The sequence below is a fragment of the Burkholderia sp. Bp8992 genome (genome assembly GCF_003853705.1).
Lineage (GTDB): Bacteria > Pseudomonadota > Gammaproteobacteria > Burkholderiales > Burkholderiaceae > Burkholderia.
In genome coordinates this window covers 119351-139214 of the sequence record NZ_QTQI01000005.1, presented here as the reverse complement: position 1 = coordinate 139214, position 19864 = coordinate 119351, and the positions used below count along the sequence as shown (strand labels likewise).

The window sequence follows — 19864 nt, the reverse complement described above, 5'->3', positions numbered from 1 at the left end:
GGCGGTGCCGGTCGTTACGGTTGCAGCGAATAACCCATTCCGCGATGCGTGCGGATCGGGTCGCGCTCGGGATCGATCGCGCGCAGCTTGGCGCGCAGTGTCTTGACGTGCGTGTCGACCGTGCGGTCGGCCGAATCGAATGCCTCGTGCCACACGAGGTCCATCAGCTGTTCGCGCGAATAGATGCGCCCCGGATGCCGGACCAGCAGCGCCAGCAGGCCGAATTCGTAGCGCGTGAGGTCCAGCGCGTGGCCGTGCCACGATACGCGCGCGCCGTCGGTGTCGAGCGTGAAACCCGGTGCGATCGTTTCGGCCGGCAGCGTTGCCGATGCAGGCACTGGCGCCGGTCCCGGCGCGGCCGTGCGGTAGAAGCGGCGCAGGATCACACGCACCCGCGCCGCCAGCTCGCGCGGCGAGAACGGCTTGACCACGTAGTCGTCGGCGCCGATTTCGAGCCCGACGATCCGGTCGATCTCGTCGTGCCGCGCGGTCAGGAAGATCACCGGAACGTCGGTGAACGTGCGCAGCCGCCGGCACACCTCGAAGCCGCTGAGGTCCGGCAGGCCGACGTCGAGCACCACGAGATCGAAACGCGTGTCGCGCAGGTGGTCGAGCGCCGCCTGCCCGAGCGTGCAGTGGACGGTCTGCATGCCGTCGGTGCCGAGGGCGTAGACGATCGTGTCCGCGATCGCCATTTCATCTTCGACGATCAGGATATTGGGCTGATTCATGGTCTCGGGTTCGGGTCGCACAATCCGGTGCGACATTGTACGCACGGCCGGACCCGGCCAGCCCCTTCCCGGCGCGTTACACGACGCGGCCGTTCACCGGAATCGACGCGCCGGTGATCGCCTGCGCGTCGGCCGACAGCAGGAACCCGATCGTCGCCGCGATCTGTTCCGGCCGCACCCAGCGCGTGAAATCGGCATCGGGCATGTCCGCGCGGTTCGGCGGCGTGTCGATGATGCTCGGCAGGATCGCGTTCACCGTCACGCCGCGGTCGAGCAGTTCGGCCGCCAGCGCCTCGGTGAGCCGCGCGACGCCGGCCTTCGCGGCCGCATACGCGCCCATGCCCGCGCCGGCCTTGAACGCCGCGCCCGCGCCGATATTGACGACGCGGCCGGCCGGGCTCGCCAGCAGGTAGGGCAGCGCGGCTTTCGACGCGTTCAGCGCGGTCTTCACGTTCAGGTCGTACATGCGGTCCCACGTGGCCGCATCGCCGTCGGCGATCGTCTGCCACACGAATGCGCCGGCGATGTTCAGCAGTGCGTCGACCCGGCCGAATGCGCGGTTGACCGTGTCGAGCGCCTGCACCGCGGCCTGCGGGTCGACGAGATCGATGCCGCCGACGCGCAACACGTCGGCCGGCACACCGGGCAGCGCCTGTGCATCGGGCGCCGCGCCGCGGCCGATCAGCGCGACGCGTGCGCCGCGCGCGCCGAGCCATGCGGCCGTCGCGACGCCCAGATGGCCGAATCCGCCGGTGATCGCGACTGCCTTGCCTTTCAGATCGTGTTCCATCGATGAGTTCTCCTGGATCGAGGATGGTTTGACGAAGTTGCGACAGCGTAGCGCCGTTCACGCATCCGTGCGCACGGCGGCGAGGCTGCGTCGGCGCAAATCGTCCGTCGTTTCGCCCCGGTTGCGCGGCCGCCGGCCCGGCAGCGGCATCACGAAACGGATCGCGGCCCACCCGTCACGGGCTGCCGCGACGTCGCGAGCCAAGCTCGCCCGGCGCTGGAGCGCGACGACGGGTTGCGCGAACGCATCGGCGTGACGACCGCGCCATGCAGCGCCCGGCAAGCGCGGACGCGGGCGGCCGGGCATAATGCGCGAGGCCCGTCCGGCGCGGCGCGCGCCGCGACCGCCGTACCGGGCTACCCGACGGCCCGCGCCAACTCCGACTCGAATCCTGAATCCCGACCCGTCAATTTCATGCAAGTAATCGTCGTAGGAACCGGCAAGCTCGCCAACGAACTGCTCAATGCGCACAAGCTCGACCCGGCGACCTGTCGCGTGACGCCCTGGTCGGACAGCATGCAAGACGACGCAACGCGTAGCGACGCCCGATCGATCGTCGTGCACGCCGGTTCCGGCCGCGAACTCCCCGCCGCGATCGCGTTCTGCCGGGCCACCGCGTCGCCGCTCGTCGAGTTGTCCACCGGCTCCGACCTCGAAACCGCATCGCATGACTTCCCGGTCGTGCTCTGCCCGAACACCAACATCCTGATGCTCAAGTTCATGAGCATGCTGGAAACGAGCGGCCACCTGTTCCGCGATTGCGAGATCAGCCTCGCGGAATCGCATCAGGCCGGCAAGACGTCCGTCCCCGGCACGGCCGTCGGCATCGGCCTATCGCTCGGCGTACCGCCGGAGGACATCCGCTCCGTGCGCGACCCGGACGTGCAGCGCAGCGAATTCGGCATCCCCGACGATCAGCTCGGCCGCCATGCGGTGCACCGGATCCGCATCGACGACGGCGCATGCAGCCTGCAGTTCGAATCGCGCGTGGTCGGCGCGGCGCCCTATGCGGATGGCGTATCGCGCATCGTCGAAGCCGTCCGGCAGCACGATCTCGAGAACCGCCGCTATTCGATCGTCGAATTCATCCGCAACGGCTGGCTGTAATCGAGGCGGCGTGCGGGCCGGCGACGGCACAGCTCGCCACGACATGCCGGCCGCACCGTTGCCGCAGCGGCTGCTCGTGCCGGTTCGCGTCCACCGTTACGCGTCTCCCAGCACCGCCCCGCTCTCCGGCAAGGTCGCGCCGCCGTCGACGACGATCGTCTGCCCCGTGATGTACGCCGCGTCGGCCGATGCGAGAAACAGCATCGCGTTTGCGATGTCCTCCGGCTCGCCCATCCGCGCGAGCGGAATGTCGCGCGCGATCTGCGCCGCGACCGACGCGCCGCCGAGATTGCCGGCCGCCGGCGTACGGATCATCCCCGGCTCGACGCCGTTCACCGTCACGTTGCGGCGCGCGAGTTCCAGCGCCGCCGCGCGAATGAAGCCGTTCACGCCGGCCTTCGACGCCGCGTAATGCGCGAGCCCCGGATAGGCGACGCGCGGCCCCGTCACCGACGACGTGACGAGCAGCCGCCCGGCCCCCGCGCGCTCGAATGCCGGCAACGCGGCCTGCGCGAGCCAGAACAGCGCCGACAGGTTGACCGACAGCGTTCGCTCGAGCGTCGGCTCGTCGATCTGCGCAAACGGCGTCAGCGGAAAATACGCGGCGTTATGAACGACGACGTCGAGCCGGCCGCCGTCACGCTCGACGGCCGCGACGAGCGCGCCCAGTTCGTCGCGGCTGGCTGCGTCGACCCGGTACGCGCGCGCAGTGCCGCCCGCACTGGCCAGCGCATCGGCCTGCGCGGCGGCCGCGTCGCCGTTCAGGTCGGCCACGGCGACGAACGCATCGGACTCCGCGAAACGGCGCGCGATCGCCGCGCCGATCCCCTGCGCGGCACCCGTGACGAGCACGACGCGCCCGCTGAAATCCGCACGCAGGCGGCCGCTGCCCGGCACGGCATTCATCGCTGCGCCTCGCCGCCGAGCGGATGCACGGTTTCGTTCAACACCTGCGCGTAGGCGCCGATCTGGAAGTTCGACAGCGCCCCGAAATCGCCGCCCTGGTAGCCGAAGATCTTGCCGTCGGTCTTGCGCTGCGCAAGGTCGATCAGGACGACGCCCAGCGTCGGCACCACCTTTTCGCGCCACACGAACAGATACAGTTCATCGGCGATCCTGAAGTAATGACAGCGGTCGACATCGGCCAGCCCGCCCTCGACACCCTGCAGGCACTGCCACGCGTAGAAATTCTCGTTCAGGTAGATGTGCTCGTAGCATTCGGTCGGGCTGTAGCGGTACAGCGTCCGCTTGCCGATCAGCTCGCGCGTGGGCGCATGCAGCGGCCCCGGCTGCAAGTGGCCGCCGAGCGTGCCGTGCCGGAATTCCGCATCGACGGCCGTCAGCGGCAAGCCGCGCGCGACGCGTGTGAATGCGTCGATGCGCGTGTCGGCTTCGGTCGGCAGCACGCCGACGACCGACGTCCACACGCCATGGTCGAGATCGATCACGAGACTGACCGACGTCGCGCGGGCAGCCGTGTCGACATAGTCGACGAAGTACAGCCCGTCGCGCAGCCGCGTTACGCGGCACGGCTCGCGGCCGCTCGTGTCGGTCGCCGCATCGCGCCACTGCAGCGCGCCCGCCTCGAACGAATAGACGCGCCATGCGCCCGATGCGTCGCCGAGCGCCAGCGTGCGCCCGGCCAGTGCGTCGACCGACGCGAGGATGTTCGCTTCCGGCGCGAAGCCGTCTGCCAGCGCGCCAACCTGAATGAATACCGGATCCTGTCGTTCCACCTGCCGTCTCCCGCGCAGCTTCAGGCCCGGCGGGCCGTGTACGCTGCAGATGTGCACATGGTGCGGGCTGCGCGCGCCGCGCGGTATCCGCCAAAAGGATGAAGGGCGCGCGGCGACGGAACGCGCTAAAGTGCACGTGATCCGCGCCGCAACCGGCGCGAGGAGCGCACATGCACCGTGTCACCCACTACCGACGCACCGGCGAAGGCATCGAGGCGATCAGCCTCGAATCCGACCGCGCGTTTCCGCGCCACGCGCACGACGAATTCGGGGTCGGCGTGATCGTCAGCGGTGCGCACCGGTCCTGGAGCGGCCGCGGGCAGGTCGACGCGCTGGCCGGCGACGCGATCATGGTCAACCCGGGCGAAATGCACGACGGTTCGCCGCTCGATGCCGGCACGGGCCGGCGCTGGCGGATGCTGTACCTCGCGCCCGCGCTGGTCGCGGGCGTCGCGGCGGAAGAAGGCCTTGCCGGTGTCGAGCTGGCGCACCCGGCCGTGCGCGACGCACGGCTTGCCGCCGCCGTCGGCCGGCTGCATGCCCGCATCGTCGCGGGAGAATCCCAGCCGCTCGCCCGCGACGAGGCGCTCGTGATGCTCGTCGCCGGGTTGCTCGCCCGGCATGCGAACCGCACGCTGCCGGCGTCCGGTGTCGCACCGGCGATCCGTGTCGCCCGGCAGCGGCTCGACGCGGCGCCGGCCGCACCCGTTTCGCTCGCCGAGCTGGCCGGCCTGAGCGGCGTGAGCCGCTTCCAGCTGCTGCGCGGTTTTGCGCGCGAGCTCGGCATCACGCCGCATGCGTACCTGATCCAGTCGCGCACCCGGCTGGCGCGTGCGCTGCTCGCCAGCGGAATGCCGATCGCGGACGCCGCGGCCGAAGCCGGTTTTGCCGACCAGAGCCACCTGACGCGCGCGTTCGCGCGCCAGTTCGGGATCACGCCGGGGCGATTTACGCAGGCGGTTTGACGCGCCTGCTGCCGGCGCACAAGCATCCGGGGCGCCGCATCGCCGTCGACGGAGGGTGCCGCTACGACCGCAACCGTTCCCCATACCGCCAGCGCACGCACCGCCTTCAACGCCCCCCCGCCCCGCTGCAATTTCGTTCAAGACGCACGTTGCCGCGGTACGCGACGATGCGGCGCATGAAGACACGACTGATTGGCTATCTCTATCTCGCCGCCGCGATGGCGGGCGTCGGCAGCACCGTCATCGCGAGCCGTCTCGCGGCCGGCGGCCTGCCGCCGTTCGCGGCCACCGCGTTGCGCTTCCTGATCGCGACGCCGCTGCTGTTCGCGCTGATGCGCGCGCAGCGCATGCGCTGGCCGCGCGTTTCCACGCGCGACGCCGTCTTGCTCGTCATCCAGGCCGCTGCGGGCGGCGTCGGCTATACGGTGCTGCTGATCAGCGGCACGAAGCTGTCGTCGCCGCTCGACGCCGGCGTGATGCTCGGCACGCTGCCGGCCATGTCGACGCTGATCGCGGCCGTCGTGCTGCGCGAGCGGCAGACGCCGCGCGATTGGGTGGCCGCCGCGCTCGCCACGGCCGGCGTGCTGTTCGTCACGTTCGCACCCGGCCACGCGATGCCGTCGCTCCAGACGCTTGCCGGCGATGCACTGGTGCTGGCCGCCGTCGCGTGCGAAGCCGTATTCATCCTGCTCAACCGGCGGCTGGCCGCGCCGCTGCCGCCGCTCGCGCTGTCCACCGCGATGTCGGGCCTCGGCTTCGTGCTCGCGCTCGTGCCGGCCGCATTCGAATGGCGCGCGGTCGCAAACGGCTGGACCGTCGGCGCAGTATCGGCGATCGCCTACTACGCGCTGGTGCCGACCGTGCTCGGCTATCTGTGCTGGTACGCCGGTTCGGCGCGCACGAGCGGCACCGAGGCCGCGCTGTTCACGGCGGTCGCGCCGGTCTCGGCCGTGCTGTTCGCGGTCGCGCTGCTCGGTGAAACGCTGAACGGCACGCGAGTCGCCGGTATCGCGCTCGTCGTCGCGGGCATGCTCGTCGGCGCGACGCGGCGGCGCGAGCGGCTCGCCGACGCAAACGATGCCCGGCCGGCCAGCCCAGCGCCTGCCACCGCGCAAACCGCCGCGGACTGACCGGCGGTCAGCGCGGGATCGCGGCAACGGCGGCCACGCTCTCCCGCGACATGGCCCGTCACCCGCGCGCCGCGGCGGCTGTAGGAATGTGTCCGGGTGCTGCAAACCGATTGCGCACGACTCCGCAAGATGCAATATTCGCGTGGCCGGAACCTTTGACAACCATCGAACAACAATCCGCCACGCAATGAACAGGAAGGAAGCCAAGACAAGAATCGCGGTGCTGCTCTCCGCAGGCACGCGGAAGGCCGACGCGCTCGCCGAACTGTCGGGACAAGGGCTCAAGGATCGCGTGCTCGCGCAGCTGATCGCGTCGCGCCCCGATCCCGAGCGCTGCCGCAGGAACAAGGTGCACGTCCGGATCCTGGTCGCGCTCGGAATCGCCCAACTGGCGATCAGCCTCATCCTCGCGTATTACTTCTTCGCGAGCGGCGCCGGAACCGGCCTCGTGGCCGTGTTCCTCGTGTTGACCGTGCCGCTGTCGCTGCTGTTCATCTGGGGCTTCGCGACCCATCGCGTCGGCGCCTATCACGCGTTCATCGCGTTGTCGCTGCTGCAGTTGCCGAAGACCATCGCCGAGCTCGGACGCGATCCGTCGACCGCACTGCCGAGCCTCGCGATCACGGCCCTGCTGGTGGGCTACGTCTGGTACGTGCGCAACCGGATGTTCCCCGACTACGGCTGGTTCACGCCGCGCAAGGTCGAAGGCCGCTACGCGTTCGTCGAACACGCCTGACGCCACCGGCGTCGGCACCGGCCGAAAAAAAGCGCCGGGCCGCCCCGCAATCGCGGGACGGCCCGGCGCCTTCTGCATTCCGGAACCGGTCGGCTTACTTGGCCTTTTCAGCCGAATCGCTGATCGCCTGGCCACCCTTCGAAATGTCCTGGCCCATGCCGGCGACCGTGTTGCAACCGGCGAGCGCGGCGGTCACCACCAGCAGCATTGCAGCAATCGTACGCGTCATTCTCATTCTCCTTCGAATCAACAAGCCCGACCGGGCGAATTGTTAGCGGCATGGCGCCCGGCACCATGCCGGGCACGGGGCCTGACCTGATTATACGGAGACGGACGCGGCACGCCAGTACGAACCCGCCGCGTGTTACACGCGCCACACAGCCGTCCGCACAGATTTTCCTTGACTTCATTGCGCCAGGAACTAATATACGCACCGCGTATATTTTCCGTCAGGAGCCGCCGATGACCGTTCCCCAGCAAGCCTTCCTCCGCGACGCGATGCGCCGCCTCAACATGACCCGCGAAGCGTTCGCCAATCGCATCGGCGTCAGCCGGCGCGCACTGGATACGTGGCTGCTGCCCGACGATTCGCAGGAATCGCGCGGGATGCCCGAGATCGTCGAGCGCTTTGTTTCGGAAATCGTCGAGCGCTCGGCGCCGGATGGTGGAGACTATACGCAAAGCGTAGACAAACAGGAGCTCTCGAAGCAGTTCCTGTTCGAAGGCAAGCCGCAATTGATCTCGGTCGACCAGTTCTCGCGCGAATCGGTCGAGGCGCTGTTCCGCGTGGCCGACGTGATGCAGCCGATCGCGCGACGCCACAAGATCTCGCGCGTGCTGGAAGGCGCGGTGCTCGGCAACCTGTTCTTCGAAGCCAGCACGCGCACCCGCGTGTCGTTCGGCGCGGCCTTCTGCCGGCTCGGCGGCTCGGTGTGCGACACGACGGGCTTCACGTTCTCGTCGATGGCCAAGGGCGAATCGATCTACGACACGAGCCGCGTGATGGCCGGTTACGTCGACGCGCTCGTGATCCGGCATCCGGAGAAAGGCTCGGTGGCCGAGTTCGCGCGTGCAACCAACCTGCCCGTGATCAACGGCGGCGACGGCCCCGGCGAACATCCGAGCCAGGCGTTGCTCGATCTCTATACGATCCAGCGCGAGTTTTCGCGGCTCGGCAAGATCGTCGACGGCGCGCACATCGCGCTGGTCGGCGACCTCAAATACGGCCGCACCGTGCACTCGCTCGTCAAGCTGCTCGCGCTGTACCGCGGGCTGAAGTTCACGCTCGTGTCGCCGCCGACGCTCGAGATGCCGGCATACATCGTCGACCAGATCGCGACGAACGGCCATGTAGTCGAGCAGACGAACGACCTCGCGGCCGGGCTGCGCGGCGCGGACGTCGTCTATGCGACGCGGATCCAGAAGGAGCGCTTCACCGACGAGTCGTTCGAAGGCTACACACCGGATTTCCAGATCAACCAGGCACTCGTCGACTCGGTGTGCAAGCCCGACACGCTGATCATGCACCCGCTGCCGCGCGACAGCCGGCCGGGCGCGAACGACCTGTCGGTCGACCTGAACCGCGACCCGCGCCTGGCCATCTTCCGCCAGACCGACAACGGCATTCCGGTGCGGATGGCGATCTTCGCGATCCTGCTCGGGGTCGAGAATCTCGTCCAGCACTCGATGCGCGATGCGACGTGGCGCCCGCCTGCGTACCTCGGGCCCGAGGATGCGGTGTTTCACGGGATCGACTGACCTGCGGCCGGTGTCGCGCGCCTGAACGCGAGATTGCTTCGGTTCAAGGGCCGCACGCAGACGTAACGCACCCAGCGCGCCGGCTTGCACGGCGCGTTGTCATTTTCGGTGCCGGTAGCGTGGCGGCGGCCGACCCGGCGTCAGCTGGCCCAAGGGTCGATCACACGCAGGCCCGCTGCCTCGAAGGGCGCGACGTCGCGCGTGGCCACGATCAAACCGTTCGCGGCGGCGGTTGCAGCGATGAAGCCATCGGCCGACGCCATCGCATTGCCAACCGCACGCGCCTTCGCACGAAGGCTCGCATACGCCTGACTGGCCGCATCGTCGAACGGCAGGATCCGGCCGCGAAACAACGGCACGACCCGCTGCTCGATGCTTTGCTCGAGCCAGTCCCGCCTGCGCCCCACCGGCAACGCGGCCACGCCGAATCGAATCTCGGCCAGACTGATTGCGGCTAGAAACAACGTGTCGACGTTCTGCGCGTCGAGCCACTCGATCACGGCTGCGCTCGGCTCGCGCCGCAGCGGCTCGGAAATGACGTTGGTATCGACCAGGATCATTCGAAGCTCATCGGATCGGTTGGCGATTTGTCACGCTGAACTTCGAAATCGATGCCGCCAGCCTCCCGCCCGATTTCAGCCAGCAGCGTCCCGAGCCTGGGCCGGCCGCCGGGCCGAACGGCTTGCTCGAGAATGTCTCTCACCTCGGCCTCGGTACTGCGGCCATGTTGCGCGGCCCGGATTCGAAGCGCGCGATGCACTTCGTCGGGCAAATTTCGAACCGTGATCACGGGCATGATGCGCCTCACTACATTTGCTTGCAATGCAGTCATACTAACACCTTGCTGTCATTTGAGCCGAATGGAGATTCGACCACTGTAAGCCGTCCGCCACGCCCGTCCCATTCGGCCATTCGGCCATCCCGCCCGCCCCGCCAACCCTCAAAACCCCTCCGCAACATTCGTCAACAATCACCTTACAAACATAAACAAGAACGCTTCTCATTCAACAAGAAATTACATAGAATGCCGCCTGAAAACAAATCGTAATAATTCCCGGCGGCATGCACATTTCTGCAGCGCACCGTCTCCGGGGCCACATCGCGAGGTCGAACGCATCATGAAGTCCCGTTCCGACGAGCTGAAGCTCGGTAAATTCACCACCCTGTGCAGCGTGCTCGCCGCGAGCCCCGCGTTCGCCGACGGCACGCCGCCCGCGGCCCCCGCCAGCACCGAAGGCCATCTCGCGCCGATCGAGATCAAGGGCAAGACCGAGCACAGCTACAAGGCCGACTTTTCCGCTTCCGCGAAATTCACCGCGCCGCTCGTCGACACGCCGAAGTCCGTCACCGTGATCCCGCAGGAGCTGATCCAGAGCAGCGGCGCGTCGACGCTGACCGAAGCGCTGCGCACCGTGCCCGGCATCACGTTCGGCGCCGGCGAAGGCGGCAACCCGCTCGGCGACCGTCCGTTCATCCGCGGCTACGACACGCAGGGCAGCATGTTCGTCGACGGCATGCGCGACACGGGCGCGACCACGCGCGAGATCTTCAACACCGAGCGCGTCGAGATCACCAAGGGCTCCGACGGCGCGTACGGCGGCCGCGGCGGCGCCGGCGGCAGCATCAACCTGATCACGAAGGCGCCGCACCTCGGCACGACGGCCGCCGCGAGCGCGGGCCTCGGCACCGACCGCTATCGCCGCTTCACGGCCGACGGCAACTGGCAGTTCGCCGATCACGCCGCGTTCCGCCTGAACCTGATGAGCCACAACAACGACGTCGCCGGCCGCGACGCCGTCAACAACGAGCGCTGGGGCGTCGCACCGTCCATCGCGTTCGGCCTCGGCACGCCGACGCGCGTGACCGCGAGCTACTACCACCTGCAGACGGACGACATGCCGGACGGCGGCATCCCGTACTTCTACACGACGTCGAACAAGCCCGCGAACGTCAACACGATCTATCCGGCGCCCGTCGATCGCCACAACTTCTACGGCCTGATCGATCGCGACTTCCGCAAGACCACGTCGGACATCAGCACGATCAAGATCGAGCACGACATCACGTCTTCGCTGACGATCCGCAATACCACCCGCTACACGGAATCGACGCAGGACTACATCTGGACGCAGCCGGACGACAGCCAGGGCAACGTGGTGAACGGCAAGGTCTGGCGCCGCAACAACAACCGCGACAGCTCGATCAACAGCCTCGCGAACCTGACCGAGCTGTTCGGGGAATTCCGCACGGGCCCGTTCAAGCACAGCTTCACGACCGGCATCGAGCTGTCCCGCGAATGGGGCAAGCGCGATTCGTACACGGTCGCGACCGACACCGGCAAGATCTGCCAGAAAGGCATCGGCGCCGCGTCGGGCTACAACTGCACGAGCCTGTGGTCGCCGAACCCGAACGACCCGTGGGCCGGTTCGATCACGCGCAACAACGACTACGCGCATGCGCGCACCACGACGAAGTCGATCTACGGCTTCGACACGATCGAGATCACGCCGCGCTGGCAGGTCAACGCCGGCGTGCGCGTCGACGACTACTCGACCCGCTTCACCGATACCAAGGCCAACGGCGGCAAGACCACCACGCGCGACGACACGCTGTTCAACTGGCAGGCCGGCCTCGTGTTCAAGCCCGCGCAGAACGGCAGCATCTACGCGTCGTATGCGACGTCGTCGACGCCGGCCGGCATGCTGCTCGGCGAAGGCAGCGAGACGCAGTCGCTCACGCCGGGCCGCGGCGGCGTCGGCCCGAACGCCGATCAGATGGCGCCCGAGAAGAACCGCAGCATCGAGCTCGGCACGAAGTGGAACGTGCTGAACGACAAGCTGTCACTGACGGCCGCGCTGTTCCAGATCGACACCACGAACGCGCGTGTGACGCTGCCGAACAACCAGTACGCGATGGTCGGCAACAAGCGCGTGCAGGGTCTCGAACTCGGCCTCGCAGGCCAGATCACGAAACAGTGGCAGGTGTTCGGCGGCTACACGTACATGAAGAGCGAACTGCGCGACAACGGCAAGGACGCCGCGAACAACGGCAACCGCTTCCCGAACACGCCGAAGCACAGCCTCACGATGTGGTCGAACTACGACGTCACGCCGAAGTTCACGGTCGGCGGCGGTGCGTTCTACATGTCGGAAGTCTTCGGCGATCCGGCGAACCAGCGCGCCGTGCCGTCGTACTGGCGCTTCGACGCGATGGCGCAGTACCGGATCAACAAGAAGCTCGACCTGCAGCTGAACGTGAACAACCTGTTCAACCGCACGTACTTCGATCAGGCGTACCCGGCGCACTATGCGTCGATCGCGCCGGGCCGCTCGGCGTTCGTCACGCTGAACGCGCGCTACTGATCGATGGAGGCCGTGTCGCTGAAGGCGCTCGCGTCGGTATCGCCGCGCGAGTTCGCCGACATCCTGGCCGGGCCGCCCGAGCGTGCCGCCGCGTGGGTCGCGGCGGCCGCCGACCACGGCATCGTCGATGCGCAGGCCGTCTACGGCCAGTACCTGCTCGACGGGCACGGCGTCGCGCGCGATCCGGCGGCCGCGTTCAACTGGTTCCGGCACGCGGCGCGGGCCGGTCATCCGATGGCGATGAACATGCTCGGCCGCTGCTACGAGTTCGGCTGGGGTACGGCCGCGTGCGCGCCGGTGGCCGTGTACTGGTACCGGCTCGCCGCGCAGGCGGGGCTCGACTGGGGCATGTACAACTACGCGACGGCGCTCGCGCTCGGCAACGGCGTCGACGAGAACCGCACCGACGCGCTCGACTGGTTCCGCCGCGCGGCCGCACTCGGCCATGCGAAATCGATCAACCTGATCGGCGGTTTCTACGAAGATGGCTGGGTCGTGGCGGTCGACACCGACGCCGCGTTCGACCACTATCGCCGCGCGGCCGAGGCGGGCGACTTCCGCGGCCAGTTCAACTATGCGCGGCTGCTCGCCGAGCGCGGGCACATCGACGAAGCGCTCGACTGGCTCGCGTGCGTGCCGGCCACCGCGACGCCCGCCTTCATCGCGAAGATGCGCGCGTATCTCGCGTCGTCGCCGGTCGCCGCTTTTCGCTCGGCGGCGCTGCAACTGGCGCCACACGCAATGGAATCCGCCTCATGATGCTTCACATCCCCTGCGTATTGACCAAAGCGCAGGTCGTGCAATGTCGCGACCTGCTCGATGGGGCCGAATGGGTTGACGGTAACGCGACGTCCGGTGCTCAGTCGGCGCTCGCGAAACGCAACCGGCAGTTGCCGGAAGGCTCGCCAGTCTCGCGCACCGTTGGCGACGCGATCCAGGATGCGCTCGCACGCAATCCGCTGTTCTTTTCGGCAGCGCTGCCGCTGAAGGTCTTTCCGCCGCTGTTCAATCGCTATGCAGGCGGCGAGACGTTCGACACGCACGTCGACAACGCGATCCGGTTGCTGCGCGGTACGGATTTCCGCGTGCGCAGCGACCTGTCGGCGACGCTGTTTCTCGAAGAACCCGATGCGTACGACGGCGGTGAGCTGTGCGTCGAGGATACGTACGGCGTGCATCGCGCGAAGCTACCGGCTGGCGATCTCGTGCTGTATCCGGCATCGAGCCTGCATCACGTGACGCCGGTCACACGCGGCGAGCGTGTCGCTTCGTTCTTCTGGATCCAGAGCATGGTGCGGGATGACGGCGACCGCACGCTGCTGTTTCAGCTCGATACGCAGATTCAGGCGCTTTCCGCGGAGAAAGGGGCGAAGGATGCGATGGTCATTTCATTGACGGGCGTTTATCACAACCTGTTGAGGAAGTGGGCGGATGCGTAGCGTGAATCGGTAACGCCGCCCTTTCCGGTGTCACGCGTTGCGCACGCGTGACACCCGGCGCTTGCATCGCGTCGAAATACGAGCCTAAAATGACCATCGTCAAATGACCATGCTCATATCATGATGCCGCACGCTCCCGTATCGAAATCCGAATTCAAGGCCCGCGCCCTCGAATACTTCCGGCTCGTCGAGGCATCGGGCGAAAGTCTGATCGTCACCGACCACGGCAAGCCGACGCTCGAGATCCGGCCGTATCACGCACGCGAAGCTCAGCCGTTGGACATATTGCGCGGCTCGGTCATGCGCTACGACAATCCTCTCGATCCGATTGCGGAAGATGATTGGGAGGCGTCGCGGTGATCGTGCTGGATACGCATGCATTGGTGTGGTGGGTGGCGGGCGACCCTTCGCTCAGCAAGAAGGCGCGAAGCGCGATCGATCGCGCACGCAGCGAGGGTGCGCTCGCCGCATCCGCGATCTCCGCGTGGGAGATCGCGATGCTGGTGCGCAACGATCGCCTCGCACTGACGATGGATGTCGACGCATGGCTCGCCACCGTCGCGCAGATCGACGGCATGCGCTTCGTGCCGGTCGATGCCGACATCGCCGCGAAGTCCACCGACCTGCCCGGCACGTTCCACAAGGATCCGGCAGACCGCATGATCGTTGCCACCGCGCGGCGGCTCGGCGCGCAGTTGATTACCCGCGACGAAAAAATCCACGCGTACGCGCACGTCAAGACGCTCTGGTGAGCGCCACCCGCCCGCGTATCCAACCGCCATACGCGCTCAGCCCAACTCTGGCATATTGCCGATTCGTCTGACCAAAACGACCACGGCCGCCTCACCTGTTCGGCTTGTGGCCCGCCACCGTCATCGCGTCACTTGCTCGCTACCGTGATACCGCTTTCCGATCCCGCCGTCCGCTCGATCGCCCTGCAGGAGTCGCACGAAGGGTTCGTCGATCTCTCAGGCTTCCATGACCGCATCGCCGTCGATCTCGACCGCCGCGATATCGAGAGCAGGAGCCCGCATTTCCTGAAAGTGCGTCGCAGCGTGGCGGAACGGCTGATCGCCGCCGCGCACGCGCTGCCCGGCGACCTGCGCCTGTACATCAAGGAAGGCTACCGCCCGCTGGCGCTGCAGCGCCAGTACTTCACCGAGCATCTCGCGCACCTGCGCCGTACGCTGAATCCGCTGCCGGACGAAGGCACGTTGATCGCACTGACGAGCCACTACGTCGCACCGCCGGAAGTCGCCGCCCATCCGACGGGCGCCGCCATCGACCTGACGCTGATCTCGGCGGAAGGCATCGAGATCGACATGGGCTGCATCATGAACGCCACCGACCGGGAATCCTCCGGCGCGTGCTACACGCGCAACGCGTTCATCAGCCGCGCCGCCGCACGCAACCGCCAGGTGCTGATCGCCGCAATGACCCACGCCGGCTTCACGAATTACCCGTCCGAATGGTGGCACTGGTCGTTCGGCGACCGCTATTGGGCCGTCATCCAGAACGAATTGCACGCAATTTACGGTCCCGTCGAGGAAAGCATGCTCGACGAAGTGTCGTGATGGCAGACGTTCCAGCCTGACGGGCGCGAATCGGTAACATCCTCACTTGCCGATCCCCGCCCGCTCCCGCACAATCGCAGCACCTGCCTCACTCCCCCCGCGCCGATGTCCTATGCGTCACTCGCCACCGGCGTCCTGCTCGCCGGCGGCCTTGGTCAACGCTTCGACCCGAGCGGCCTGCACAGCAAGCTGCTCGCGCTGCTTCCCGACGGCACGCCGGTTGCGGTCGCCGCCGCCCGTCATCTCGCGGCGGCCACGTCCGACGTGATTGCCGTCGTGCGCCCCGGCGCCGAAAAACTCGCGATTCTGCTGAACGAAGCCGGCTGTCAGGTCGTGTACGCGCCCGACGCGTTGCGCGGCATGGGCGCGAGCCTCGCGGCCGGCGTCCGCACGACACCCGACGCGAACGGCTGGCTCGTCGCGCTCGGCGACATGCCGTGGATCGCGGCGTCCACCTACGAGACGGTCACACGCGCGCTCGAAGCCGACGACGCGTCGATCGTCGCGCCCGTGCATCGCGGCGTGCGCGGCCATCCGGTCGGCTTCGCCGCGCACCACTTCGATGCACTCGCCGCGCTCGACGGCGACACGGGCGCCCGCGCGCTGTTCGCCAGCGCGCCGGTCAAGCTGCTCGACGTCGACGATCCCGGCATCCTGCGCGACGTCGATACGCCGGCGGATTTGCGCTGACCGCGATCGCGAGCGGCCGGCTCCCGGCACGATCCGACACGAAAACCACCCATGCGCGGATTTCGCCGACGATCGCCAACCGGCCGCGATAATCCCGCTGCAAACGTGCGCCCGATTGGCTATAACGGAGACGAGGCGCTCCCGCCGCGCCACCGCCGTCACGCACTGCGCGAGTTCTCCATGACCGATCACACGACCCCGACGCCCGAGCCACCGGCCGACCCGAACCGCGATCCGGAAGACGATCCGTTCTCGTCGCCGCCCGGTCATCACGACAATCCGCAGCAACCGGACGGACCGCCGAGCAAGGACCCGGTCTAGCCGCGCGTCGGCCGCCCCGCGCCTTGACCGCAACGCCCCGTCGCCCGCGACCGCCGCGTGACGCGGCCTAGCGCGCCGTATACCCGCCGTCGATCGGCAGCGACACGCCGCTGATCATCGACGCCGCATCGCTCAGCAAAAACAGGATCGGCTCGACGACCTCGTCGGGCTCCGCAAAGCGCCCGAGCGGAATCGCGGCCAGCATCGGCGCACGCTTCTCCGGTTCGCTCCACGCGAACTGCGCCATCGGCGTGAGCGTGACGGTCGGGTTCACGCTGTTCACACGAATGCCGTGCGGCCCGAGTTCGATGCACAGCACGCGCGTGATCGCGTCCATCGCCGCCTTCGACGCGCAATAGCTCAGATGCGCGGGCAGGCCGACGAGTGCTGCTTGGCTCGACACGTTGACGATACTGCCCCGTGCGTTCGCCGCGCCGCGTCCGTCGCGCTCGATCATCTTGCGCGCCACGGCCCGCGCGACGAGCGCCGCACCGCGTGCATTGACGGCCATCACGCGATCGAAATGCGCGGCTTCGACATCGAGCGCCGGTTCGAGCGACGCGATCCCCGCGCAGTTGACGAGGCCGTCGAACGCATCGTGCGCGGCGAGCGCCGCGTCGATCGCATGCTCGTCGCCGCCGACATCGACACGCAACGTCTCGCACGCGGTCTCGCCGGCGAGTGTGTCGAGCGCGGCCATGTCGCGCCCTGCCGCGACGACCCGCGCCCCCGCCGTCGCGAGCGCGACCGCACACGCGCGCCCGATCCCGCTCGATGCTCCCGTGACGAGCACTCGCGCACCGCTGAAATCGAATCGTGTGTTCATGATGACGTGCCCAGCCTGTGCATGATCGGCTTGAGTGCCGGATAAAGCGCCGTGTAGAGCGCGAAACGCGCGTCGTACGCTTTCGCGCGATCGGCATCGGGACGCGCACGCTCGACGAGCCTGACCCAGCCGCCCTGTGCCTCGTCGTGCGACACGAGCCCTGCCCCGACACCCGCGAGCAGCGCGGCGCCCATCGCGGCTTCGACGTCCTGCTCGATCGTCCACACCGGAAAACCCGTCACGTCCGCGATGATCTGCATCCACAGCGCCGAATGCGCGGCACCGCCGACGACGATCAACCGGTCGTCCAGCGCGACCGCCCCGCGACGTCCGGCCTCGATGTTGTGCCGCAGCGCGAACGCGACACCCTCGAGCACCGCGCGATACAGGTGCGCACGCGTATGCGCGAGACTCAGCCCGACGAACGCGCCGCTTGCCTTCGCGTCCCACACCGGGCTGCGCTCGCCCATCAGGTACGGCAGGAACAGCACGCCGTCGGCGCCGGCCGGCACGCTCTCGGCTGCCTCCTCGAGCAGCACGTGCGGATCGCCGTGCGGCAGCAGGCGCGCCGCATCGATCTCCGCGTGACAGAACTGGTCGCGAAACCACGCGACCGATGCGCCGGCCGTGATCGCACCGCCGAACACGTACAGGTCGCGCTGCCCGTTGAACACGTGCGGCATGCTGACGAGCCCGTGCCGAGCATCGACGTGCCGGTTCACGTAGCCCCAGCACATGCTGGTGCCGATCATCGCGACGTGCTGCCCGGTACGCGTCGCGCCGGCCGCGAAGGTCGCCACCGCCGCATCGACGCCGCCCGCGACGACGGGCGTGCCGGCCGGCAGGCCGAGCTGCCCGGTCCATTGCGACAGCAATCCGCCGACGATCTCCGACGAATCGACGAGCCGCTCGGGCATCATCGTCGCCGGAATGCCGAGCATGTCGAGCGCATCGTCGGACCACTCGCGGCGCGCGACGTCGTACACGCCACCGATGTTGCCGGCCGAACTGTGATCGACCGCGACTTCGCCGGTCAGCAGGTAGGTCACGTACGCGTTCGGCGGCAGGAAATAGCGCACGTTCGCCCACACGTCCGGCCGCTGGTCGCGCAGCCACAGCATCTTCGTGAAGCCGTAGTAGCTGTCGACGCCGTTGCCCGTGATCACGCGCAGCCGCTCGACGTTCACATGCTCGTTGACCCAGTCGACTTCCGCGGTCGCGCGCCGGTCCATCCAGATCAGGCACGGATGCAGCGGCCGCATGTCGATGTCGACCGGAATGCCCGAGCCGCCGTACAGGCTGCTCACGCACACCGCGCGAATCGCGTCGGCCGGCACGCCCTGGGCGCGCGCGTCGCGCACGCAGCCCGCGATGCATGCGAGCACCGCGTCGAACCACACTTGCGGCCATTGCTCGGCCCACAGCGGGCGCGGCGTATCGGGCTGGTAGCCGGCCGCATGCCGCGCGACGATCGTGCCATGCCGGTCGACCAGCAGCGCCTTGGTGCTCTGCGTGCCGATGTCGACGCCAATCACGTATTCCATGATGTCTCCGGTGAGGCGCATGCCCGCCGCATCAGCGGGCCGGCTTCAGCAGCACCTTGATCGATTCGGGCGATTTCGCGACGCGGATCGCGTCGTCCCAGTCCTCGAGCGCGAAATCGTGCGTGACGATGCCTTTCGACGTAACGAGCCCGCGCGCGAGCAGGTCGATCGCGACCGGATAGCAGTATGGCCCGAGGTGCGCGCCGCGCACGTCGAGCTCCTTGCGGTCGCCGATGATCGACCAGTCGGCGGTCGTATCCTCGCCGAATACGCTGAATTCGACGAAGCGGCCGAGCTTGCGGATCAGGTCAAGCCCCTGGTTCACGCCGACGGGCGCGCCGGTCGTCTCGATGTACACGTCGCAGCCGTAGCCGTCGGTCAGCGCGCGGACGATCTCGCGCGCGTCGTCGCGCTGCGGATTGATCGTCACGTCGGCGCCGTACTGCCGCGCGAGTTCGAGCCGCTCGTCGATCAGGTCGATCACGACGAGCTTCCTCGGCGTCTTCAGGTGCGCGACCTGCGTCATCATCAGGCCGAGCGGGCCCGCGCCCGCAATCACGACGACGTCGTCGAGCTGCACGTCGCCGCGATTCACCGTATGGATCGCGCACGACAGCGGCTCGATGATCGCCGCATCCTCGAGCGATACGCCGAGCGGGATCCGGTGGACGATCGCGGTCGGCGGAATCCGCATGTACTCGGCCATCCCGCCGTCAGCGACTTCGCGCTGGAAACCGAAGATGTTGTGCACTTCGCACATCCAGTACTGGCCCGACTTGCAATAGCGGCACTTGCCGCACGGCACGATCTGCTCGGCGATCACGCGATCGCCGATCGCCACGCCGAAATGCTCGGCCGCGCCGTCGCCGAGCGCTTCGACGTAACCGAAGAATTCATGGCCGGGAATCACGGGCGCCTTCACCCACGGGCTCGGGCCGCCCCAGAACATCTTCGCGCCCGTATAGCACTTGCAGTCGCTCGCGCAGATCCCGCATGCGGCGATGCGGATCAGGAGCTCGTTCGCGCCGGGGCGCGGCTTCGCGACCTGCTCGACGCGGTAATCCTCGGGGCCGTGGCAGACGACCGCGGTCATGCGCGGCTGGGCTTCGGGTGTCGTCATGAGTTGTCTCTTTCGTTGATGATAAGGATAGCTGA

Annotated in this window: 23 protein-coding genes; 13 read left to right on the top strand and 10 right to left on the bottom strand. The window is 67.9% G+C overall.

What is annotated here, in order from left to right; translation table 11 throughout:
- Positions 1-14: 14 nt before the first annotated feature.
- A complete protein-coding gene (gene creB / locus DIE03_RS09785) occupies positions 15-731 on the bottom strand; it encodes a two-component system response regulator CreB (protein ID WP_124449750.1) in 717 nt (238 codons plus the stop codon).
- 76 nt (positions 732-807) lie between these two features.
- Positions 808-1521: an SDR family NAD(P)-dependent oxidoreductase gene (locus DIE03_RS09780; protein ID WP_124449748.1), complete on the bottom strand. Its 714-nt coding sequence runs from the start codon at positions 1519-1521 to the stop codon at positions 808-810.
- Between the two features lie 414 nt (positions 1522-1935).
- Here DIE03_RS09780 and DIE03_RS09770 point away from each other — a divergent pair, with 414 nt between their 5' ends.
- On the top strand, positions 1936-2628 hold the full coding sequence (locus DIE03_RS09770; protein WP_124449745.1) for a dihydrodipicolinate reductase: 693 nt from the start codon (positions 1936-1938) through the stop codon (positions 2626-2628).
- A gap of 96 nt (positions 2629-2724) precedes the next feature.
- Here the strand turns inward: DIE03_RS09770 and DIE03_RS09765 are convergent, their stop codons facing one another.
- Positions 2725-3534 carry an SDR family oxidoreductase gene (locus DIE03_RS09765; RefSeq protein WP_124449743.1) on the bottom strand — a complete coding sequence of 270 codons (810 nt, stop codon included), beginning with the start codon at positions 3532-3534 and terminating at the stop codon, positions 2725-2727.
- Entirely contained in the window at positions 3531-4364 is an 834-nt protein-coding gene (locus DIE03_RS09760) for a molybdenum cofactor biosynthesis F family protein (protein ID WP_124449741.1), read from the bottom strand. Before DIE03_RS09760 ends, DIE03_RS09765 begins: the two co-directional genes overlap by 4 nt.
- A 170-nt stretch (positions 4365-4534) precedes the next feature.
- Here DIE03_RS09760 and DIE03_RS09755 point away from each other — a divergent pair, with 170 nt between their 5' ends.
- The 3 genes from DIE03_RS09755 (at position 4535) to DIE03_RS09745 (ending at position 7195) form a co-directional block, all read left to right on the top strand.
- On the top strand, positions 4535-5329 hold the full coding sequence (locus DIE03_RS09755; RefSeq protein ID WP_124449739.1) for an AraC family transcriptional regulator: 795 nt from the start codon (positions 4535-4537) through the stop codon (positions 5327-5329).
- A gap of 176 nt (positions 5330-5505) precedes the next feature.
- Positions 5506-6459, top strand: a complete 954-nt coding sequence (locus DIE03_RS09750; protein ID WP_124449737.1) for a DMT family transporter — start codon at positions 5506-5508, stop codon at positions 6457-6459.
- Between the two features lie 187 nt (positions 6460-6646).
- Positions 6647-7195 carry a permease gene (locus tag DIE03_RS09745; protein WP_124449735.1) on the top strand — a complete coding sequence of 183 codons (549 nt, stop codon included), beginning with the start codon at positions 6647-6649 and terminating at the stop codon, positions 7193-7195.
- A gap of 94 nt (positions 7196-7289) precedes the next feature.
- Here DIE03_RS09745 and DIE03_RS09740 read toward each other — a convergent pair whose 3' ends face one another.
- Positions 7290-7424, bottom strand: a complete 135-nt coding sequence (locus tag DIE03_RS09740; protein ID WP_034204471.1) for an entericidin A/B family lipoprotein — start codon at positions 7422-7424, stop codon at positions 7290-7292.
- Between the two features lie 233 nt (positions 7425-7657).
- On the opposite strand from DIE03_RS09740, the gene DIE03_RS09735 reads away from it, so the two are divergent.
- Positions 7658-8953 carry an aspartate carbamoyltransferase gene (locus DIE03_RS09735; protein WP_124449733.1) on the top strand — a complete coding sequence of 432 codons (1296 nt, stop codon included), beginning with the start codon at positions 7658-7660 and terminating at the stop codon, positions 8951-8953.
- A gap of 140 nt (positions 8954-9093) precedes the next feature.
- Here the strand turns inward: DIE03_RS09735 and DIE03_RS09730 are convergent, their stop codons facing one another.
- Positions 9094-9513, bottom strand: coding sequence for a type II toxin-antitoxin system VapC family toxin (locus DIE03_RS09730; protein ID WP_124449731.1), 420 nt, complete (start codon positions 9511-9513; stop codon positions 9094-9096).
- Positions 9510-9749, bottom strand: a complete 240-nt coding sequence (locus DIE03_RS09725) for a FitA-like ribbon-helix-helix domain-containing protein (RefSeq protein WP_124450175.1) — start codon at positions 9747-9749, stop codon at positions 9510-9512. Before DIE03_RS09725 ends, DIE03_RS09730 begins: the two co-directional genes overlap by 4 nt.
- 322 nt (positions 9750-10071) lie before the next feature.
- Between DIE03_RS09725 and DIE03_RS09720 the strand changes: the two genes are divergently transcribed.
- From DIE03_RS09720 to DIE03_RS38215, 8 genes are all read left to right on the top strand, one after another.
- Positions 10072-12315 carry a TonB-dependent siderophore receptor gene (locus tag DIE03_RS09720; protein ID WP_124449729.1) on the top strand — a complete coding sequence of 748 codons (2244 nt, stop codon included), beginning with the start codon at positions 10072-10074 and terminating at the stop codon, positions 12313-12315.
- Positions 12316-12318: 3 nt separating this feature from the next.
- Positions 12319-13074 (top strand): tetratricopeptide repeat protein, encoded by a 756-nt coding sequence (locus tag DIE03_RS09715; protein ID WP_124449727.1) that lies wholly within the window; start codon positions 12319-12321, stop codon positions 13072-13074.
- Positions 13071-13754: a Fe2+-dependent dioxygenase gene (locus DIE03_RS09710; protein ID WP_124449725.1), complete on the top strand. Its 684-nt coding sequence runs from the start codon at positions 13071-13073 to the stop codon at positions 13752-13754. Before DIE03_RS09715 ends, DIE03_RS09710 begins: the two co-directional genes overlap by 4 nt.
- A gap of 120 nt (positions 13755-13874) precedes the next feature.
- The gene (locus DIE03_RS09705; RefSeq protein ID WP_011659184.1) at positions 13875-14114 is read left to right on the top strand and encodes a type II toxin-antitoxin system Phd/YefM family antitoxin; all 240 of its coding nucleotides are present in this window, start codon (positions 13875-13877) and stop codon (positions 14112-14114) included.
- Positions 14111-14506 (top strand): type II toxin-antitoxin system VapC family toxin, encoded by a 396-nt coding sequence (locus tag DIE03_RS09700; protein ID WP_124449723.1) that lies wholly within the window; start codon positions 14111-14113, stop codon positions 14504-14506. Before DIE03_RS09705 ends, DIE03_RS09700 begins: the two co-directional genes overlap by 4 nt.
- 144 nt (positions 14507-14650) lie before the next feature.
- Positions 14651-15328: a M15 family metallopeptidase gene (locus tag DIE03_RS09695; RefSeq protein WP_260434840.1), complete on the top strand. Its 678-nt coding sequence runs from the start codon at positions 14651-14653 to the stop codon at positions 15326-15328.
- 105 nt (positions 15329-15433) lie between these two features.
- A complete protein-coding gene (locus DIE03_RS09690; protein WP_124449719.1) occupies positions 15434-16018 on the top strand; it encodes an NTP transferase domain-containing protein in 585 nt (194 codons plus the stop codon).
- 180 nt (positions 16019-16198) lie between these two features.
- A complete protein-coding gene (locus DIE03_RS38215; protein ID WP_174972170.1) occupies positions 16199-16339 on the top strand; it encodes a hypothetical protein in 141 nt (46 codons plus the stop codon).
- A gap of 67 nt (positions 16340-16406) precedes the next feature.
- Here DIE03_RS38215 and DIE03_RS09685 read toward each other — a convergent pair whose 3' ends face one another.
- Genes DIE03_RS09685 through DIE03_RS09675 form a run of 3 tightly spaced genes read right to left on the bottom strand, consistent with a single transcriptional unit; the run spans position 16407 to position 19829 of the window.
- On the bottom strand, positions 16407-17165 hold the full coding sequence (locus DIE03_RS09685; protein ID WP_124449717.1) for an SDR family oxidoreductase: 759 nt from the start codon (positions 17163-17165) through the stop codon (positions 16407-16409).
- On the bottom strand, positions 17162-18709 hold the full coding sequence (locus DIE03_RS09680; protein WP_124449715.1) for an FGGY-family carbohydrate kinase: 1548 nt from the start codon (positions 18707-18709) through the stop codon (positions 17162-17164). Before DIE03_RS09680 ends, DIE03_RS09685 begins: the two co-directional genes overlap by 4 nt.
- 31 nt (positions 18710-18740) lie before the next feature.
- A complete protein-coding gene (locus DIE03_RS09675) occupies positions 18741-19829 on the bottom strand; it encodes an alcohol dehydrogenase catalytic domain-containing protein (protein ID WP_124449713.1) in 1089 nt (362 codons plus the stop codon).
- Between the last annotated feature and the right edge of the window lie 35 nt (positions 19830-19864).